This is a genomic window from Acidovorax sp. LjRoot129, assembly GCF_964253765.1.
Lineage (GTDB): Bacteria > Pseudomonadota > Gammaproteobacteria > Burkholderiales > Burkholderiaceae_C > Acidovorax.
In genome coordinates this window covers 1,970,687-1,989,295 of the sequence record NZ_CAXUSE020000001.1, presented here as the reverse complement: position 1 = coordinate 1,989,295, position 18,609 = coordinate 1,970,687, and the positions used below count along the sequence as shown (strand labels likewise).

The 18,609-nt window shown below is 68.2% G+C and carries 15 protein-coding genes and 1 riboswitch; of the genes, 3 read left to right on the top strand and 12 right to left on the bottom strand.

The window, feature by feature from the left end; translation table 11 throughout:
* Positions 1-13: 13 nt before the first annotated feature.
* The 10 genes from cobO to ACSQ3Q_RS09060 all read right to left on the bottom strand — a co-directional run bounded on the left by cobO (position 14) and on the right by ACSQ3Q_RS09060 (position 12,543).
* Positions 14-583: a cob(I)yrinic acid a,c-diamide adenosyltransferase gene (cobO, locus tag ACSQ3Q_RS09105; RefSeq protein WP_057223360.1), complete on the bottom strand. Its 570-nt coding sequence runs from the start codon at positions 581-583 to the stop codon at positions 14-16.
* A 28-nt stretch (positions 584-611) separates the two neighbouring features.
* Positions 612-4,835: a cobaltochelatase subunit CobN gene (gene cobN, locus ACSQ3Q_RS09100; RefSeq protein WP_436134071.1), complete on the bottom strand. Its 4,224-nt coding sequence runs from the start codon at positions 4,833-4,835 to the stop codon at positions 612-614.
* Positions 4,832-5,218 carry a DUF2149 domain-containing protein gene (locus ACSQ3Q_RS09095; protein ID WP_436134070.1) on the bottom strand — a complete coding sequence of 129 codons (387 nt, stop codon included), beginning with the start codon at positions 5,216-5,218 and terminating at the stop codon, positions 4,832-4,834. The genes cobN and ACSQ3Q_RS09095 overlap by 4 nt, the downstream gene beginning before the upstream one ends.
* A 130-nt stretch (positions 5,219-5,348) precedes the next feature.
* Complete coding sequence (locus ACSQ3Q_RS09090) at positions 5,349-5,816, bottom strand: hypothetical protein (RefSeq protein WP_436134069.1); 468 nt, start codon at positions 5,814-5,816, stop codon at positions 5,349-5,351.
* Positions 5,813-6,631, bottom strand: coding sequence for an ABC transporter ATP-binding protein (locus tag ACSQ3Q_RS09085; protein WP_436134068.1), 819 nt, complete (start codon positions 6,629-6,631; stop codon positions 5,813-5,815). Before ACSQ3Q_RS09085 ends, ACSQ3Q_RS09090 begins: the two co-directional genes overlap by 4 nt.
* On the bottom strand, positions 6,628-7,662 hold the full coding sequence (locus ACSQ3Q_RS09080) for a FecCD family ABC transporter permease (RefSeq protein ID WP_436134067.1): 1,035 nt from the start codon (positions 7,660-7,662) through the stop codon (positions 6,628-6,630). The genes ACSQ3Q_RS09085 and ACSQ3Q_RS09080 overlap by 4 nt, the downstream gene beginning before the upstream one ends.
* Positions 7,659-8,561: an ABC transporter substrate-binding protein gene (locus ACSQ3Q_RS09075; protein ID WP_436134066.1), complete on the bottom strand. Its 903-nt coding sequence runs from the start codon at positions 8,559-8,561 to the stop codon at positions 7,659-7,661. Before ACSQ3Q_RS09075 ends, ACSQ3Q_RS09080 begins: the two co-directional genes overlap by 4 nt.
* A gap of 4 nt (positions 8,562-8,565) precedes the next feature.
* Positions 8,566-9,159 (bottom strand): bifunctional adenosylcobinamide kinase/adenosylcobinamide-phosphate guanylyltransferase, encoded by a 594-nt coding sequence (locus tag ACSQ3Q_RS09070; RefSeq protein WP_436134065.1) that lies wholly within the window; start codon positions 9,157-9,159, stop codon positions 8,566-8,568.
* Entirely contained in the window at positions 9,156-10,514 is a 1,359-nt protein-coding gene (locus ACSQ3Q_RS09065) for a cobyrinate a,c-diamide synthase (RefSeq protein WP_436134064.1), read from the bottom strand. The genes ACSQ3Q_RS09070 and ACSQ3Q_RS09065 overlap by 4 nt, the downstream gene beginning before the upstream one ends.
* 142 nt (positions 10,515-10,656) lie before the next feature.
* The gene (locus ACSQ3Q_RS09060) at positions 10,657-12,543 is read right to left on the bottom strand and encodes a TonB-dependent receptor domain-containing protein (protein WP_436134063.1); all 1,887 of its coding nucleotides are present in this window, start codon (positions 12,541-12,543) and stop codon (positions 10,657-10,659) included.
* A gap of 91 nt (positions 12,544-12,634) precedes the next feature.
* A riboswitch (cobalamin riboswitch) is annotated at positions 12,635-12,874 on the bottom strand.
* Between the two features lie 35 nt (positions 12,875-12,909).
* Between ACSQ3Q_RS09060 and ACSQ3Q_RS09055 the strand changes: the two genes are divergently transcribed.
* The 3 genes from ACSQ3Q_RS09055 to ACSQ3Q_RS09045 all read left to right on the top strand — a co-directional run bounded on the left by ACSQ3Q_RS09055 (position 12,910) and on the right by ACSQ3Q_RS09045 (position 14,774).
* Positions 12,910-13,143 (top strand): DUF904 domain-containing protein, encoded by a 234-nt coding sequence (locus tag ACSQ3Q_RS09055; RefSeq protein WP_436134062.1) that lies wholly within the window; start codon positions 12,910-12,912, stop codon positions 13,141-13,143.
* Positions 13,140-13,508 (top strand): cell division protein ZapA, encoded by a 369-nt coding sequence (locus ACSQ3Q_RS09050; RefSeq protein WP_436134061.1) that lies wholly within the window; start codon positions 13,140-13,142, stop codon positions 13,506-13,508. Before ACSQ3Q_RS09055 ends, ACSQ3Q_RS09050 begins: the two co-directional genes overlap by 4 nt.
* Positions 13,509-13,958: 450 nt before the next feature.
* On the top strand, positions 13,959-14,774 hold the full coding sequence (locus tag ACSQ3Q_RS09045) for a sulfite exporter TauE/SafE family protein (RefSeq protein ID WP_436136971.1): 816 nt from the start codon (positions 13,959-13,961) through the stop codon (positions 14,772-14,774).
* Between the two features lie 67 nt (positions 14,775-14,841).
* Here the strand turns inward: ACSQ3Q_RS09045 and ACSQ3Q_RS09040 are convergent, their stop codons facing one another.
* On the bottom strand, positions 14,842-17,286 hold the full coding sequence (locus tag ACSQ3Q_RS09040; protein WP_436134060.1) for an EAL domain-containing protein: 2,445 nt from the start codon (positions 17,284-17,286) through the stop codon (positions 14,842-14,844).
* A complete protein-coding gene (locus ACSQ3Q_RS09035) occupies positions 17,283-18,602 on the bottom strand; it encodes an HD-GYP domain-containing protein (RefSeq protein WP_436134059.1) in 1,320 nt (439 codons plus the stop codon). Before ACSQ3Q_RS09035 ends, ACSQ3Q_RS09040 begins: the two co-directional genes overlap by 4 nt.
* Between the last annotated feature and the right edge of the window lie 7 nt (positions 18,603-18,609).

Genomic DNA, 18,609 nt, shown 5'->3' with positions numbered 1-18,609 from the left:
GGTGGCGGGGACCTCAGTCCTCGATACCGCGCTGCGCGGGAATGCCCGCCTTGAACGCGTGCTTGACCATCTGCATCTCGGTCACCGTGTCGGCCAGCTCGATGATTTCTGGCGGGCAGCGGCGGCCGGTGAGGCACACATGCACTTCTTTGGGCCGGTCGCGCAGCGTCTGCAGCACGCCCTCCAGCGGCAGCCAGCCGTAGATCAGCGGATAGGTGATCTCGTCGAGCACCACCAGAAAATGTTCGCCCGACAGGATGGCGGCGCGCGCCTTCTCCCAGCCGTCGCGCGCCAGCTGGGCCGAGTGCTCCAGGTCCTTGCTCTTCCAGCTGAAGCCATCGCCCAGGCCCTCGATGGGCAGGCCGAGTTGCTCGAACATGCGGTGCTCGCCAAAACGCGCGGTGGGCACCTTCATGAACTGGTAAATCTTGACGGCCTTGCCCCGGCCATGCGCACGCAGCGCCAGCCCAAAGGCCGCCGTGCTCTTGCCCTTGCCGTCGCCGGTGTTGACGATGACGATGCCGCGGCGCTCGCCCTCGGGCTTTTCGTAGCGCTTCTCGGTGGGTGGGGTTTCGATCTGCATGGTGTGGGTGCTTTCAAGAAGGGTCGATTCAAGCGCGGGCCAGGCCGGGCGCAGCGGAGATTGAGAACGGACGGCGCGCCTGCCACGCAGCACCCGCCAGCACCACCAGGGCCATCACCAGCAGGGCCACGATGCCGGCCATGCGCTCCACGGGGTTGGGCTCTTGGGCGGTGTCGGGGGCTTCGCGCTCGGGCTGGCGCTCCAGCAGCACGCCCATGGCGGGCACAGTGGGTGCGGCGGGCGGTGCCTCGGCCTGGGGGGGCGGTGCAGGCAGGTCGGCAGCAGGCGGTGCGGGCTGCGGCGCCGGGGCCGCTGTCAACTGTGGCGTGGCCACGGCCATGCCGGTCGGCGCAGGGGCGGTGCCTTGCGCGGCCTGCTCCACCCAGCGGCGCACGCTGGGCAGCTCGGCCGCCAGCGGCGCGGCGCGCGTGAGCTCCTGGTACATCTGCGCGAGCTGTTTCTGCGTCTCGGCATCGGCCTGCCAATAGCCCTGGCGCTGCGCCTGCACCAGGCGCTCCAGCGACTGGGCATAGGCCTGCGGATGCTCTTTGAGCCACTCGGGCAAGCCCAGCTGGTGCTTGTCACGCACCAGCACGTCGTAGAAGCTCTGCCAATGGTCGCTGCGCACCGTGTCGGGCGCCACGGCCTGCCAGCCCCAGGCGAACTGCACGGCCTTGAGCACCTGCAGCGTGCCCGAATAGCCCTCGGCCTTCTGCGCCTTGAGCCAGCCCGGGTGCAGGTAGCGCGACTGCATCTCCAGCGCAATGGCGCGCTGCGCGGTTTCGGTGGTGGGCTCGCTCACATCCTGCAGCTGGGCCACATGCAGCTCCAGCCCCTGCGGCCGGCCGGCCACACGGGCTGCGGCCGACAGGCCACCCAGGTACTGGAACGGGTCGTCCGAGCTGACCATGGCGTACAGGTTCGAGCTGCGCGACAGGATGGCCGCGTCGGTGCGGCGCAGGTGCGCGCCCAGCGCCTTCGCCGCCGTGCCGCCCGCAACCCCCGTCACCGGTTCGCCCTCCAGATAGGGCTGGCTCATCCGCTCGAGAAACATCTGGCCCAGGCGCGCATCGTTGGTTTGCAGCCCGTCGCTTTGCACCGCGTCGGACAGGCCGGTGCCGTAGTCGCCCACCGCATTGCCGAACGAGCGCACACGCGCCAGTTGCTCAGCCTGCGCGCGGGGCACGCCTTGCTTGCGCAGGTCCTGGCCGATCTGCTCGGTGTTGCGCGCAATCACGTTGCCGGGCTCGGCCGTGGCGGCCTGGGCCACCGCGCGGTCGAGCAGCGCCATGAGTGCAGGAAACTGGTCGCGGTACGAGCCGGTGATGCTCATGAGCACATCGACGCGCGGGCGCTTGAGTTCGTCGGCGGCAATGGTCTCCACGCGCACCGGGCGGCCCGAGTCGTCCCACACCGGGCGCATGCCCAGCGCCACGAGCGCCTGCGCTTCCATGATGCCCTGGTGGCGCAATGTTTCGCCCGCCCAGAGCGACAGCGCCATGCGCTGCGGCGCCTGGCCGCCATGGCGCGCCAGGTAGTCCTTGAACCAGTCGTTGAACAGCGTCTGCGCCACGGCATAGGCCTGGCGCGTGGGCAGGCGGCTCGGGTCCAGCCCCGTGAGGTTGCGGCCTGTGGGCAGGCTCTCGGGGTTGCGGATGGGGTCGCCGCCATACGCCGCAGTGAGGAACCGGCCCTCCAGCCCCGCAAGCAGGCCGGGCATTTCGCCTTCGGTGGCCAAGAGGCGCTCCAGCTCCTGCGCGCGCTGGGCCAGTTGCAGCAGCGCGGGCGTGTCGATGGGTTTGCGCGCGGCGCGGTTGGGCACATGGTCTTCGGCGCGCACCACGTCGGAGTCACCCGCTGCGCCCGGCGTTGCAGCCTGCGCTGGCAGCACGGGGCGCAGGTCCAACACGCTGGCAGCCTGCGCGTCGGTCAGCGCCACTTCCAGCCAGCGCGCGGGGCGTGCAGCCAGCACCGCATCGTGTTTGATGAGGAAGGCTTCATCGATGTCTTCACCCAATGCCTCGATCAGCGGCTTGCGCAGCGCCTGCAGGATGGTCTCGCGCCGCTGCTCGGGCGCGGGCACGCGGCCGAACACGGCCAGGCCCTTGGGCTGCGAGCTTTGCGCGAGCTGGTCCAGGTAGGGGTGCAGGATTTCAAGAAAGCCGCTGAAATCGGCCGCGATGCGCTCGGCGCTCCAGCCCAGGTCGCGGTGCAGCTGGTGCTCCACAAACTGCGCCACCAGCTGCTTTTCGAGCGCGCGGCGCGTGGGGCCTTCGTCCACGGTTTCCCATTCGTGCATCACCTCGTGCATGTGGGCCATGCGCGCCTCGAAGCCTGCCGGGGCGAACACGGGCGTGCGGTGGCTTACCAGCACGGCACGGCCGCGGCGCTTGGCCGTGAGGGCCTCGCCCAGGTTGTCCACGATGTAGGGATAGACCACGGGCAGATCACCGAGCGGCAGCAGCGCGTCGTCGTGCACATCCAGCGCGCGCGCCTTGCCGCCCGCCCATTCCTGCGTGCCGTGGGTGCCGAAGTGGATGAGCGCGTCGGCCTCCAACTGCGCCCACAGGTACACGGCCAGGTAGTGGTGCGACAACGGCGCCTTGGACTTGTGCATGAACGGGTTCTGGCCCAGGCGCAGCGTTTCTTCGCGCGGGGGCTGGGGCAATACGGAGAGCTTTCCCACCTGCAGGCGCGGGATGGCGAACACTTTTTCGCCCTGCCACTCGACCACGTAGCGGCTCTTTTCGGGCGCGCCCCAGTGCGCGTTCATGCGCTCGCGCACGGCCTTGGGCAAGGTGGCCAGGTGCTGCTCGTAGCGCGCCAGCGGCAGCGCGGCGGCCTGGCCGTTTTGCAGCAGCGCGCGCACATCGGCGCCGGGGTAGTAGGCGGCCAGCAGCGGTTTGAGCCCATCGATCCAGCCCTGCTCGGGCACCTGCTGCGTGCGGTAGCCCGCTTGGGCCAGGCCGCCAGAGACCTGTTCCAGGCTGCGCGGCACGTTGAGGAACGATGCGCCGAAGTTGGTGCCGCCCGGCGGGTAGTTGTAGACCATGGCCACCAGGCGCTTGTCTGCTGCCGGTTTGGTCTGCAGCGCAATCAGGCGCCGCGCCTTGGCGGCCACGGCCTGGGCCTGGCGTTCGATGAGGCGGAAGTCGCGGCCTTCGGCTCCGTGGGCGGCGACCAGGATGGGATCGATGGCACCCGCCGCCTCGGGCTGCGCCAGGTAAAACGGCACATCGGACAACGACAGGCCCGTGTCGCTGGCCTCCCACGCGGCGGCATCGCCTGCACGGTAAGGCTGCGTGCCCAGCAGGGGCACGCCCCAGCGGGCCAGCAGCGGCTGCAGCGCGGCGGCCTGGGGCACGAGCTGGTGCAGCACCAGGGCCGAGGCGTGCAGGCGGCCCGGGCCGGTGCCGCTTTCGGGGGGCAGCTCCAGCACCTCGGACAGGGTCTGCGCTGTGACCTGCTGGCCAAAGGCCGCATAGGCGAACAAGCCCTGCTGGCGGAAGGTGCGCAGCCAGGCATCGAGCCACTCGGTGCTGCCATCGACAAAATGGTGGCGGTGCACCAGCACGGCCACTGCGGGCAGGCCCCGCAGCGCGGGCTGGCCCTGGCGCCATGCCTCCAGCGCCACGGCGTTGGGCAGCAGGCGGGGCGCGTCGGGGTGGTAGATACCCCGGGTGGGCAGGATGTCGGGCGCGGGCAAGGCGGGCATGGCAGCACCCGCCACGGTGGCACGCGCCAGGGCGATGGCGCTCTTCAGGTTGCGCGGGCCACCCGCCTGCAGGTAGGCCACCATGCGGGCGGGCGCATCGAGCGCGGTCAGGTCAGCGGCGGGGGAGCCCGCAGGCACCCAGACCACGCGGCCGGGGGTGCGCACCGCACGCGCATCGAGCTGCGGCCCGGCCATGCGGCGCAGGCGAGCCTCCACGCTGGCATGCGGCGCATCCACCCACACCAGCGCAGCGCCCGCCAGCGCGCGCTCCAGCTTCTGGGCCTGTGCTGAATCGAGCACCGCCGGCCCCGCGAGCGGATAGTCGATGTGCGCAAAGCCCAGGCCCGCCTCGATGGCCAGGCGCTGCACCATGGCCGTGCGTGTGGCCGTGGTGATATCGGAGGTGAGCCACAGCAGCACGGGCGCTGTTTTATCGGCGCCGCCCGCTGCCTGGGTCTTCTCAGCCTGGACGGCATGCACCAGCGGCGCAGCCAGCAGCAGGCACCACAGTGCCGCACGCAGGATCAGCGCCTTCATGGCTTGGCAGGTACCGGTGTGGCTGCGCCACCCGCGCCACCGGCCGAAGCGCCAGCTGGAGCAGCGCCCGTTTCAGGGATGTAGACGATGTTGCCGTCTTCGAGCTTGTAGGCCACGCCCGCACGCACGCCCTGCCCTTGCGCTGCGCTGCCAGCGCCTTTGAAGCGCACTTCCTTGCCCTGCTCGCGCACCACCACTTCCATGTCGGGCTGGCCGGGGTTGCGAATGATGGTGACGCTCTCGTTGGCGCTGGTCTGGGTCTGCACGGCCACGGCCGTGAGCAGCGCCACCACGAGCACCAGGAACACGTCCACCAGGTTCACGGCCGACAGCATCGGATCGTCGTCGTCCTCGGCCAGCACGTTCAGGTGGCGAAGGCTCATAAGACACCTCCGCGCTGCGCGCTGCGTTGTACCGCTTGCTTGGGGCGGCCCGGCGCGGCGCCTGCACATGAAACACCTCCGCGCTGCGCGCTGCGGTGTACCGCTTGCTTGGGGCGGCCCGGCGCGGCGCTCATTGCGCCACCCCACGCTCCTTGCGCACCACCAGCAGCTCGGCCAGCAGCCAGCGGCGGCGCACCGAGTACACCACCAGGCCCACCGATGCGGCGGCCAGCGCCAGCACCACACCGGCAAAGGCACCGCTGAACACCGCCAGCGCCTGCTGGCCGTTGCCCGCCGCCACGCTTTGCAGCGCGGGACCGAGGGGGATCATCGTGGCGATCAGCCCCAGCATGGGCGACAGGCGGCTGAGCAGGCGCACGGGCTCCACTTGGCGCACCAGTTGCAGCTCCAGTTCTTCCATCGACAAGCCAGGGGCCACACGCAGCGAGCGGTACTGCGGCTGGCGCCAGCGCTGCCAGGCCTCCATGAGCGTGGCACCGCCCGACCACAGCGCGTAGACAAACGCCAGCCCCACCAGCACCAGTACCGGCCACAGCAACGACTGCGCAACCTGCGAAAAACCCGATTCGATGCTCATGTTTGCACTTCCTTCATTCCTTGGTTGTTGTTCTTGCGTTGCAGCGACGGCAGCGCCATCCACATGCCGTCCAGATGCCGCACATGGATGCGGTGGTCAAACACGCTTTCCAGCGCGGCGTGGGTATCGGGCGCATCACAAGCGCCCTGGTGCAGCACGCGGCCCTGTGCCATCACCACCATGTCGTCGGCCTGCAGCGCCAGCGACACCTCGTGCAGCACGCTGACCACCGTGCCGCCCGCGTCCACCAGCGCGCGCATGGTGTGCAGCCAGTCGGTCTGGTGGGGCGGGTCGAGGTTGGCCAGGGGTTCATCCATCAGCAGCACCTGCGCCTGCACGGCCAGGGCCCGGGCCAGCAGCACGCGCTGGCGCTCGCCACCCGACAGCTGCGACAGCGGGCGGTGGCGCCAGTCCCAGGCCTGCGTGGTGCGCAGCGCCTGCTCGACCGCCGCGTGGTCGGCCGCGCCCGGCGGCGCCAGCCAGGCCTGGTGCGGCAGGCGGCCCAGCATGGCCACGTCGTAGCTTGTGAGATCGTCGGCCGAGCCTTCGTTCTGGCCCAGCCAGGCGAGTTGCCGGGCCCGTTCGCGCGCCGGGATCTGCGCCAGCGGGCGGCCCAGCAGCAACACATCGCCCTGCACCGCAGCGCGCGGCAGCAGGCCGGCCAACACCTTGAGCAAGGTCGACTTACCCGCGCCGTTGGGGCCGACGATGCTGGTCCAACGCCCGGCGGGCAGTTGCAGGTCAATGCCCTGCAATATCAAGTGATTTCCGATGCTGGCGCTTATCTGGCAAGCGTTGATAGCTACTGAATTCATAGCGCACCACCTTGCGACGTACGCCGGTGCATGAGCCACAGCAGGTAGGTTCCGCCCAACGCCGCCGTGAGCACGCCCACGGGCAGCTCCTGCGGCGCCAGCAGCCAGCGCGCCAGGATGTCGGCCGCCAGCAGCAGCACCGCGCCCATCAGGCTTGCGAGCACGATGTGCCGCTCGTGCGTCACGCGCACGATGGAGCGCACCAGGTGCGGCGCGGCAAGCCCCACAAACGCGATGAGCCCCGTTTGCGCCACGGCCGTGCCCGTGGCCAGCGCCATGGCGGCCACCAGACCGACGCGCATGGGCATGAGCGGCAGGCCCAGGCTGGCGGCCGTGGCCTCGCCCAGCGTGAGGCCGTCCAGCGCGCGTGCCAGCATCCAGGCGACCACCGAGCACAGCCCCCAGGCCACGGCCATGAGCACACAAGCCATCCAGCCCACAAAGGCCGTGCTGCCTAGCGTGAACGCCTGCATGGCCTGCAGGATGTCGGGCGATGCCAGCTCCACCAGGTCGCGCAGCGCGCCCAGCACCACGCCCACAATCACGCCCGCCAGCAGCAGGCGCAGCGTGTGCTGCACGCCTTTGGCCAACAGCAGCGTGAGCACCACCGCCCCCGCCGCGCCCAAGAAAGCCATGCCCGTGATGCCAATGCGCGCCAGCCACTGCGCCGCCACCGGCGACACCCCAAACAGCGCCATCGCCACCGCCCCGCCCAACGCTGCGCCCGAGGCGCTGCCCAGCAGGTACGGGTCGGCCAGCGGGTTGCGAAACAGCCCCTGCGCCACCGCGCCCGACAGGCCCAGCAGCGCGCCCGCCAGCCACGCACCCAGCGTGCGCGGCAAACGGATGTCCCACACGATCTGCCAGGCCACCGGGTCGCCGTGCATGCGCAGCACACTGTCAAAACCCGTGCTGCCCACACTGGCGCCACACACGGCCAGCACGGCGCTGGCGAGCAGCAGCCACGCGGCGCACCAGGCTGCGCGGCGGCTGGCGGAGCCGGTAGGCAAATCCGTGGCGTTGTGGATCATGGCGCCTTGTCTACCAGGCATTTCGCCATGATCCGCGCCGCTTCAGCCATGCGGGGCCCGGGGCGCACCACCACGTCGGAATCGCCGGGGCCGAACACGCACAGCCGGTTGTCGCGAATGGCACGCATGCTGGCCCAGCCGGGGTACGGCACCATGGCCTGCATGCTGCGGTTGCCGATCATGATGATGTCGGGGTTGGCGCGCACCACAAACTCGGGGTTCAGGCGCGGGAACGGGCCCAGCGACGCCGGCACCACGTTGCGCACGCCCAGCCGGGTGAGCGATTCGCCGATGAACGACGCCTCGCCCGCCGCGTAAGGCCCACGGCTCACCTCGAAGTACACGCGCGCGTTCTTGGCCTTGGGCGGCAGGGACTGTGCCGCCGCCAGCACGCCCGCGTCGATCACGCGCCAGAGGCGGTCAGAGCCTTGCGCGCGGGGCACGCCCAGCAGGTCGCTCACGGTGCCCAGCACGCGGCGCACATCGGCATGGGTCTTGGGCTCGAGCTGCACCACGGTGAGGCCCAGCGCCTCCAGCCGGTCGCTGGCGCGCGAGCTGACGGACATGAGCACAAGGTCCGGCTTGAGCGCGACGATGGCCTCGATGCTCGGGTCGATCCCGCCACCCACCTTGGGCAGTTTGCCGATCACGGCCTCGGGCCAGTTGGAATAGCGGTCCACCCCCACCAGCCGGTGGCATTGCTCCAGCTCGCACACGCTTTCGGTCAACGAGGGCAGCAGGCTCACGATGCGCTGCGGCGGGCGGGGCAGCGAGACCTCGCGGCCCCGGTCGTCCTTGATATGCACCGGCTGCGCACGCGCGAGGCCCGCCATGAGCAGGCCCAACAGCAACAGGATGGCGATGACCCACAGGATGCGGCGCACGGGGGTTGGTTTCATAGTTTCATTTCAAGGTCAATGGCAGCCCGGCGGCCATCAGCGTCACGCGCGGGCACACCTGGGCCACCTGCTGGTTCAGCGTGCCCAGCGCATCCACAAAGGCGCGCACCTCACGCCCCATCGGGATGACCCCCAGGCCAATTTCGTTGCCCACCAGAACAACGGGGCCGGGGGCTTTCCGAACCGCTATCAAAAACATAGCTGCTTGCGCTTGCCAATCAAGCGCTAGAGCCTGTTTTTGTTCAAAATTCATGGTTTCCACGCCCATGGGCATGGTCCAGTGGGTGAGCCACAGCGTGAGGCAGTCCACCACGAGCAGGGTCTGCGGTGTACTGTGCAACGCCACGGCCGCGGCCACGTCACGCGGTTCTTCCACCGTCTGCAGACCCGGCACCCGTTCAGCGCGGTCACGCTGGTGGCGGGCGATGCGCTCGCGCATCTCGTCATCCCAGGCTTGCCCCGTGGCTATCAGCACGGCGCGGTGGTCGCTGGATTGCGCCAGCCAGTCGCGCGCCAGCAGTTCGGCACGGCGCGACTTGCCGCTTTTCTGTCCGCCGAGGATGAGCTCGGTGATGATGGGGTGCGGGGCGAGAGTCATGCCGAGACGCCTCCCAACAGACGCGCCACCGCCTCGGGGCTGGACGGGAACCACGCATGGAAATAGCTGGCGTGGAGGCTGCCTTGCTGGTACAGCGCCTCGCCCGCATCCGGCGCAACCGCCTCGTTCGGGCGGGCCGTGCGGGCCACCACGGGGGCGCTGCTGTCGCTGGTGGAGTAATGGAAGGTGTGGCCGCGCAGGGTGTTCTCCCCCACCGCCAGTTGCTGCGGCCCGAGCGCAGCCAGGCGTTTTTGCATGGTCACGCGGCCGGGTAGCAGGCCCCACAGCGGAGCCGTACTGCCGTCGGCCAGCGTGATGGATTCAAACAGCGCCATCATGCCGCCGCACTCGGCCCACAGGGGTTTGCCTGCGGCCCCATGGGCGCGCAGGCTGGCTTGCATGCCGGTGTTGGCTGCGATCTGCGCGGTGTGCAGCTCGGGGTAGCCGCCGGGCAGCCACACGGCATCGCAGTCGGGCAGCGCGGCATCGTGCAGCGGCGAGAAGAACACCACGCGCGCGCCCATCTGTTCAAGGCATTGCACATTGGCGGCGTAGATGAAACAGAACGCGGCGTCGCGCCCCACGGCCACCGTGCGGCCCGCCAGCAGGGGCGGCACGGCGGTCGCCACGGCGGGAGCCGGAAAGTCCACAGCCCAGCGTTGCAGGTCGTCCAGCGTCATCTGGCCCAGGGGCGTGGCCGCCAGGGCATCGGCGGCGGCGTCCAGCCGCTCTAGGCTGTCGGGCAGCTCATGCGCCGCGACCAGACCCAGGTGGCGCTCGGGCAGCAGCGCCGCACCGGCCTTGCCCGCAGCGGGCGCGGTGCCGGACTGCACCCGCATCAGCGCGCCCATCCAGTCGTCCGCGTCGTGCAAGCCCCCCTGCAGCATGTCGGCATGGCGCCCACTGCCCACGCGGTTGGCCAGCACACCGGCCCAGGGCAGGCCCGGGCGATAGTGCCGCAGGCCAAACGCCAGCGCGCCAAACGTGCCTGCCATGGCCGAGGCATCGACCACCGCCAGCACGGGCACACCAAAGTGCCGGGCCAAGTCGGCCGCGCTGGGGGTGCCGTCAAACAGCCCCATCACCCCTTCGACCAGGACCAGGTCCGACTCGCGCGCCGCGTCATGCAGGCGCTGCGCACAGTCCGCCTCGCCATTCATCCACAGGTCGAGCTGGTGCACCGGCGCCCCGCTGGCCAGTTGGTGCCAGTGCGGGTCCAGAAAATCCGGCCCGCACTTGAACACCCGCACCCGCCGCCCCTGGCGCGCATGCAGGCGCGCCAGGGCGGCGGTGACGGTGGTCTTGCCCTGCCCGGAAGCCGGGGCTGCAATCAGCAGCGCGGGGCACATGGTCATTTCAGCAACCCTGCGGGACACATGCCCAGCATGCCTATGAAACTGGCACGCACGAAGCCAGTGCCACCGTGGAACTGGCTCCGCCAGGCCACGGGTGGCGTCTCCCCGTGGGGGGAAGGCGCGCAGCGCCTCAGGGGGGGCTTCACTGCGGTGCCCACTTCACACCGACGTACACCGTACGGCCTGCGGTGGCGTAGGTGCGGGCCAGCTGGTAGTCCTTGTCGGCCAGGTTGTCGATGCGCGCCAGCAGCGTGGTGTCACGCGCAATGCGGGTGCTGGCGTACAGGTTGAACAGCGTGTAGCCGCCCAGCACATTGGTGTTGGCCACGGTGTCAAAGCGTCGGCCCGACGCCTGCATCTCGGCGCCCAGCGTCCAACCTGCCAGGCGCGTGTCGGCGCCCAGCGTCGCGTGTTGCTTGGCGCGGCGGGCCAACTGTTTGCCGGTATCCAGATCCCGTGGGCGTTGCAGGTCGACAGAGCCGTGCAGCTGCACATCGCCCAGCCGGTAGGTGCCCGCAAAGGTCACGCCCTTGTATTCGGCGCGCGCGGTGTTGGCGTAGCAGCCAAAGTCCGACGGGCAGGTACCGGGGCCGGAAAACGAGATCAGATTGGTCACGCGGTTGCGAAACACGGTGGCCGAGAACGTGCTGTTGCCTTGGGCATAACGCAGCCCGGCCTCGACGTTGCGGCTGCTTTCAGGCCGCAGCGTGGCCACGCCGTATTCGCTGAAGCGCTGGTACAGCGTGGGGGCACGAAACGCCGTGCCCACCGATGCCGTGGCGCGCCACTGTGGCGTGATGGCGTAGCCGTAGGCCACGCTGCCCGTGCTCTTGCCGCCGAATTCGCTGTCGGAATCGTGGCGCAGGTTGACCTGCACCGTGTGGCCAGCGGCGTTGTAGCCGTAACCCAGCGCCAGGCCATCCTGCGAACGCTTGGCATCGATGGGCGCGTTCTCTAGGCGGTCCTCTCGGCGCTCGAGGGCTGCAGTCAGCAGGTGCGCGCCCAGGCGCCATTCGTTTTGAAAGAGGTAGCCGCGCAGGCGCGTGTCGCTCAGGTACGGCGAGGGACGCGTCTCATACTGGTCGCGCGAATCGGTGATGGACAGGCGTGTTTTATAAGCCGTGCTCCACTGCGCCAGCCAGTTCAGGCCCAGCGCGTGCATCGTGTGCAAATTGCGGTCGTTTTTGCCCAGGCCGCTGTCGTAACCGCTGTTGGTGTCGTTGGCCATCAGCGTGCCTTCCAGGCGGTGCGCGGCGTTGACCTGCAGGCCCACGCGGGCGTGGCCCGATGTGGTGCGGTAGCCGTCGCGGTCAGGGTTTTGCGTGGCCACGGTGCGGGCATTGAAGCCCTTGCTGTCATCGCGTGCAAAACCCAGGGCGTAGTCGATGGTGCCGCTCGCGCCGCTCACGCCGGCCTCGGCCTTGGTGGTGTGGTGGTTGCCCACGCCCACACTCACATAGGGCGCCACACCGTTTTCGCCGCGTTTGGTAAAGATCTGCACCACGCCACCGAGGGCGTCGGAGCCGTACACCGCGCCCGCCGGACCACGCAGCACTTCGATGCGGTCGATGAGGCCCAGCGGAATGCTCTCCCACGGCGCGCCGCCGGTGGACTGCGAGTCGATGCGCACGCCGTCGATGTACACCGCGGTGAAACGCGATTCAGCGCCGCGCAGGAAGACGCCGGTGGTGGTGCCCGGTCCGCCGTTGCGCGAGATTTCCACACCCGGCAAACGGGCAAGCACGTCGGCCAGGCCCGTGGCGCCGCTGTTTTCAATGGTTTCGCGGTCCACGATGGAGATGTCGGCCACGAGGTCGGCCAGGGGCTGCGGCGTGCGTGTGGCAGCGACCACGGTTTCGGACAGCGTCGGGGCGCGCAGGTTCTGGGCCAGCAGCTGCGCCTCGCCAGCTTCAGGCGCCGCCTGGGCATGGGCGCCGCTGGCATGCAGGGCGGCCGCAGCCAGCAAGGCCAATTGAACAGGCACGCGCAGCGACGCCGTGGGGCGCGCACGAAGGGTACGGATTTTCATGGGAATCATCGTCAACAAACAAACCCGAGCCGGCCTCCCCGCCAGCAAATGGGTGATACGGCCACACGTGCCCCATTCATCAGAAAAGGACGCGCGCAACCACCGTGTTGGCCGGTATCCGGGCTGGCGGAACGCCCTTCAAAGCCTTCCCAGGCGCTTGTTCAAGGCACCCAGTGGCATGTTTTGAAGAGGGAATCGGAGTCGATTCGTCCGCTGACCGTTGCGGGGGCAGCGCAGGCTGGGTGTGTACCGGTAGTACGTCACCTCCCTGCTTCCCGTTGAACTGCGGCATGTGAACCACACCGCGAGCACCAACCGCCGGATTTTACGACCGTTTACAACGCGCGCCCTACAATGCGAGGCTGTATGGCAACACCATCCACCACCGATCAGATCGCCGAGCGTGTTGAGCGCCTGCTCATGCGCCACGCTGAATTGCAGCGCACCAACGCCTTGCTCGCCGACCAGGTGGCCGCCCTCACGCAGGAGCGGGATTCGCTCAAGTCGCGCCTGAGCGCGGCGCGGTCCCGGGTCGACGCCCTGCTCGAGCGCCTCCCCGCGGCGGCCGCCGCAGCCCCCACCACGAAAGAATCCGAATGAAGCAAATCGAGGTGCAGATCCTGCAGCAAAGCTACCTGCTGACCTGCCCCGAAGGCCACGAGAGCCGTTTGCTGGATGCCGTGGAGCGGGTGGACACGGCCATGACGCGCATCCGTGATGCGGGCAAGGTGCGGGCCCGCGAACGCATCGCCGTATTGGCGGCGCTGAACCTGGCGTTTGAGATTGCAGACCGCGAGGCGGCCGACCTGGCAGCGGCGGCGCGCCCAGCGGCAGACCCAACGCCGTCATCGTCATCGGCGGCTCCCGCATCCTCTGCCCCGCTTTTTGAAGACGACAACCAGCGCCTGCAGGGACTGGTCCAGCGCCTAGACCATGTGCTGGGCGAAGACGGCCGGTTGCTCTGACCGCACGGGTCCCAGGCCTCGGCGCAACGTCCGGGCCCACTCTGGGTCACCCACCCATTTGCGCGGCATCCAACGACTGCGCCACTCCGCCGACCATCGCGCATTGCCTTACGGTCTTTACATGCCCCCGCTTCAACACGGCTTGTGGCCAGCGCCTACAATCGAGGCGTCTGCGATGCCGCCGGGCTTTATATTTCCTTGAACCAATGCTCCACGAGCTCGGGCTTGGTACATTGCCCGGTGAGCGTGATCATCTCGCGTCAGATGAACCCAACGCTGGGCTGCCCTCGCCCACCTGAACCCCCGGTTCAGGATGAGGGTCCGGTGGCACTCGCAGACACCTTCTTCTGGATGCCCCTGCTGCTGCGCGACGATGCCGTTGAAGGCGCCGTAGCGCAGCCACCAGGGCGCAGGTTGTTCCCCGGTTTTGCTACCACCCCACTTGTCGCCATGCTGGATCCTCTCCTGATCATTGAACTTGGTGTCCTCGGTCTGGCCACCGGCTTTCTCGCGGGGCTTCTGGGCATTGGCGGCGGCATGCTGCTGGTGCCGTTTCTGACCTACATCATGGGCGCACGCGACGTCGCACCGGACCTCGCGGTCAAGATGGCCATCGCCACGTCGATGGCCACCATCATGTTCACCTCGATCTCCAGCGTGCGCGCGCACCACAAGCGCGGCGCCGTGCGCTGGGACATCGTCAAACGGCTGGCGCCCGGCATCGTGCTGGGTGGTTTCATCGCCAGCCTGGGCGTGTTTTCCTTGCTCAAGGGCTCTTTCCTCGCCATCTTCTTCGCGCTGTTCGTGAGCTTCTCGGCCACGCAGATGTTTCTTGACAAAAAACCCGCGCCCACACGCCAGATGCCCGGCGGCGCAGGCCAGGTGGCCGCCGGCGGCGTGATCGGTTTTCTGTCGGGACTGGTGGGTGCGGGGGGCGGTTTTGTGAGCGTGCCTTTCATGACCTGGTGCAACGTGCCCATCCACAACGCGGTGGCCACCAGCGCAGCGCTGGGCTTTCCGATTGCCTTGGCCAACGTGGTGGGATACGTCATTGGGGGACAAAACATTCCAGGCTTGCCAGCTGCATCGCTGGGCTACATCTGGCTGCCTGCGCTGGCGGTGATTGCGACCTGCAGCGTCCTGACCGCGCCGCTGGGCGCCAAGGCCGCGCACAGCCTGCCGGTCAAACAGCTCAAGCGCGTCTTTGCCACGTTGTTGTTTGGTCTGGCAGCCTACATGCTCTGGAAGGGCATCGCAGCGTCGTAATGGGTGACAGCTGTCTGCGGCGGGGGTAGCTCAACGTGCTCGCAGTTCGCGCCGCGCGCCAGCAAATTCAGATCTGAATCCCGTTGCGCTTGCCCTGGGCCTTGTCGGACAGCGGCTTGCCCAGCAGGGCCCGAAACTCCTGCGCGGGCAACCCCGGGGCACACAGAAACCCCTGGTAGTGGTCGCACTGCATCTGCAGCAGCACGGCCTGCTGGGTCTCGGTCTCAACCCCTTCGGCCACCACCTCGATGTGCATGGCGCGGCCCATGCTGATGATGGCGCTCACGATGGCCCGGTCGCCATCGTCGTCGGGCAGGCCTCGCACGAAAGACTGGTCGATCTTGAGCTTGTGGATAGGCAGCTTCTTGAGGTAGGCCAGGCTCGAATATCCCGTCCCGAAATCATCGATGGCCAAGCCAATGCCCAGGCCCGCCAGCACACGCAGGCGTTGCTCCATTTCCTGCGCGTCCTGCAGCAGGATGGTTTCAGTCAGCTCCAGCTCGAGCAGCGTCGGCGGCAGCTGGTGCACGGCCAGCAGGCGCGTGATGCGGTCCACGAAATCGGGCTGGCGAAACTCCAGCGCCGAGACATTCACCGAGATCATGATGGGCATGCCGCTGTGCATCCACACCGCCGCTTCGCGCACGGCCTGCTCCATGACCCAGGCGCCCAGGGTGACGATGTACCCGGACTCCTCGGCCAAGGGGATGAACTGCGCAGGCGACACGGCACCGAACTCGGGGTCAGTCCAGCGGATCAGCGCTTCGGCCCCGGAGATGCGGCCCGTGGCCATGTTGACCTGGGGCTGGTAGTGCACCGCCATGCGCGAGAGGCCCAGGGCCTGGCGCATCGCGTGCTCCATCTGCATGCGCGAAAGCAGGTTGGCATTCATCTGCGGCTGGTAAAAGCCGAAGCTGCCCCGCCCCCGTTCCTTCACGCGGTACATGGCGGTATCCGCCTGCTTGATGAGTTCGTCGAGCGAGGTGCCGTCCTGCGGATACAGCGCCATGCCGATGCTGCACTGGATGGAGAACCCCATGCCGTCCAGCATGAAGGGCTTGAGCATGTCGTCCAGGATCCGGCGCGCCACGCTCTCGGCCACCACGGCGTCGCCGCCGTGCAGGTAGATGACGAACTCATCTCCCCCAAGGCGGCACAGCATGTCTGTCTGGCGCAGGCAGGCCTGAAGCCGCTCGGCCACGAGTTGCAAAACCCGGTCACCAAACGGATGGCCCAGCGAGTCGTTGATGATCTTGAAGCGGTCGAGGTCAAGAAACAGGATCGCAAAACCCGTGTCGCTCTGCCGCGCGCCCTGGATGGCGGTGTCCACGCGCTGTGACAGCAGCAGGCGATTGGGCAGGCCCGTAAGCACGTCGCTGTAGGCCAATTCTTCGATGCGCTTTTGCGCCGCGTGCTGCAGTGTCAGGTCGCGCATGAAGCCGATGCTTTGCACCAGCCGGCCTTCGTCGTCCCGCAGCGCGACCCACGAAAGCTGCACGGCGCAGTAAGCGCCGTTGTCCCGCGGGAGCCACAGCTCACCCTCCCAGAAGCCTTCACGCGCCCAGCCCTCCAACACCTGCTCCATGAACGCAGCATCGCTCCCGCCGCCGAACAGCGACGCAGCGGCACAGCCCTCGAACGTCTTGGCCGACGGCCCCACAAGCCGCTCGCAGCCCGGATTCATGCGCAGGATGCGGTACTGGCTGTCGGCAATGAAGATCGCATCCAGGCTGGACTCGAACACCCGCGCAGCCAGGCGCAAGCTGGCCTGTATTTCGGTCTGGCGGGTGATGTCGCGGTACGAATACACCCGGCCGACCGGTCGGCCCTGGCTGAACTGCGGCACGGTGCGCAGCTCCAGCACGGTGGCGTTGCGCAGCGCGAGGATGTCCGTGCTCTCCTGCATGGGCTCGCGGGCGATGGCGGCCAGGCGATTCGTGTAGGCGGCTCCATCCTGCGCTTGGGAGGCCATGTGGGCGTACACCGCGGCGTCGTCGCGCGCGAGCAGCAGTTCGCGCGGAATGCTCCACAACTGCGCCAGGCGCTGGTTGAAGGCCCGCACCCGCCCATCCAGGTCGCACACCAGCATGCCGTCGGCCGCGGAATCCAGCGTTGCGCGAAGCTCCGACAGCAGCGTTTCCAGCTCGCGCTCCGTGGCCTCCTGGGCGCTGTGGTCCAGCATCGTGACCATGAATACCGTAGCGCCTTCAGCCCCCCAGGGTACGCGCGTGACCTGGCGGTTCACGGAGACCAAGGCGCCGTCCGCGCGCAACAAACACGTGTGGGAGTGAATACCGCCTGCCACCACCAGCGCAGGTTCGCCCCAGAAGGCAAGATCCTGCGGAGTGCAGGCGAGGCTGAGCACCGAGGCTCCGACCATCGCCTGTACCGAAGATCCGGTCAGCCGCTCTGCCACCGCGTTGGCGTGCAGGATCAACAGGCTGCCTTCATCGACAAGCCAGACGGCTTCCTGAAGCCCATCAAGCCAGCCGTAGGATGGCGCAGTGGTCACGCGCTGGCCTCTTCAGCAGGGCTTGCGCTGACCGCTCGTTCAAAGAAATAGCAGATTCGCTGACGGGGCGAAAGGTAATCCAAGGCATCGCGCGGCAGCTGCGCGGGCTTGAGGCTGCGGCGGATGCCCAGTTCAGGCACCGTTTCCAGGTCCAGGATCGGCGCTTCTTCCTTGGGGATGCGCGAGTCGTGCACGATGACCTTGGGCCGGAGCGGACGGGACGAATTGACCGAGGCCACGATGGCATAGCGGTCGTTGACCAGCTGCACGATCGATCCGGGTGGATACACCCCCATCATGCGGATGAAGGCTCCCAGCACCACCGAATCAAACTTCGCCTTGAGCTGGGCGAAGATCACCGACAGTGCCTCGTGCGGCGTGAGCGCATCCACGCCCTGGGCCGGGTTGCACATCCTGTCATAGCGGTTGACCAGCGCCAAGACCTGGCCACACCGGCCCAGGTCTGGCCCCGACAGGCGCAGCGGGAAGCCGCTGCCGTCCACCATCTCGTGGTGGCGTGCAATGGCCGTGATCACTGCGTCAGGCAAACCCATGCGCATGGCAAACGCCACCGATTCGCCCACGTGGGTTTCGTAGCGCGTGCGCTCGATCGGAATCATGGAGGGCGTGGGTTGCCGCAGATTGGGCGGGAGCTTGAGCTTGCCCAGGTCATGAATGAGCGCTGCCACGCCCAGACCGTGCAGCTCGGCACCCTTCACGCCCAGCGCGCGGCCCAGCAGCAGCGAAATCACCATCACGTTGATGGGGTGCAAAGCGTTGCGCTCACCCACCCCTTCCGACAGCAAACGGATGACCGAGTCACCGTTTTCGAGAAACTCGGCCACGCAACCGGACACCAGGGCGTCGCCCTTGGCGCGGGCCTGGTCGGGATGCTCGGTGGCGACACGCTCAAGCGCCTGATACGCCCGGGTCGCCTCGCCAAACCGCTGGTCGCACAGGGCCAGCGCCCGGTTTTGCGCCTCCAGCAACTCGCGCCGGCGTTGTGCCTCTGCGTCGGCGCCCGCGGCACTGGTGGCTGCTTCCAATCCGCTCACGGAGGGCGCATCCATGGCCGGCACGCTCCAGGCGGCCGGGACCAGCTCGCGCTGGTCGGGATCACTCTTTTTGGGAACATAGCGCACCTCGGTCAACCCGAGCTCGCGCAGCGTAGCAATCTGTTCCGCCGACGCCACGCGAAAACTGCTGACCGGAAACGGATGGTGCATCCAGCCCACGTCGAGCTGGATGTACATGCCGACCCGCAGTTGGCTGATGTCGATGAGGATGGAGGAGTTCACTTTGGTCGCGTGAAACATGGAGACT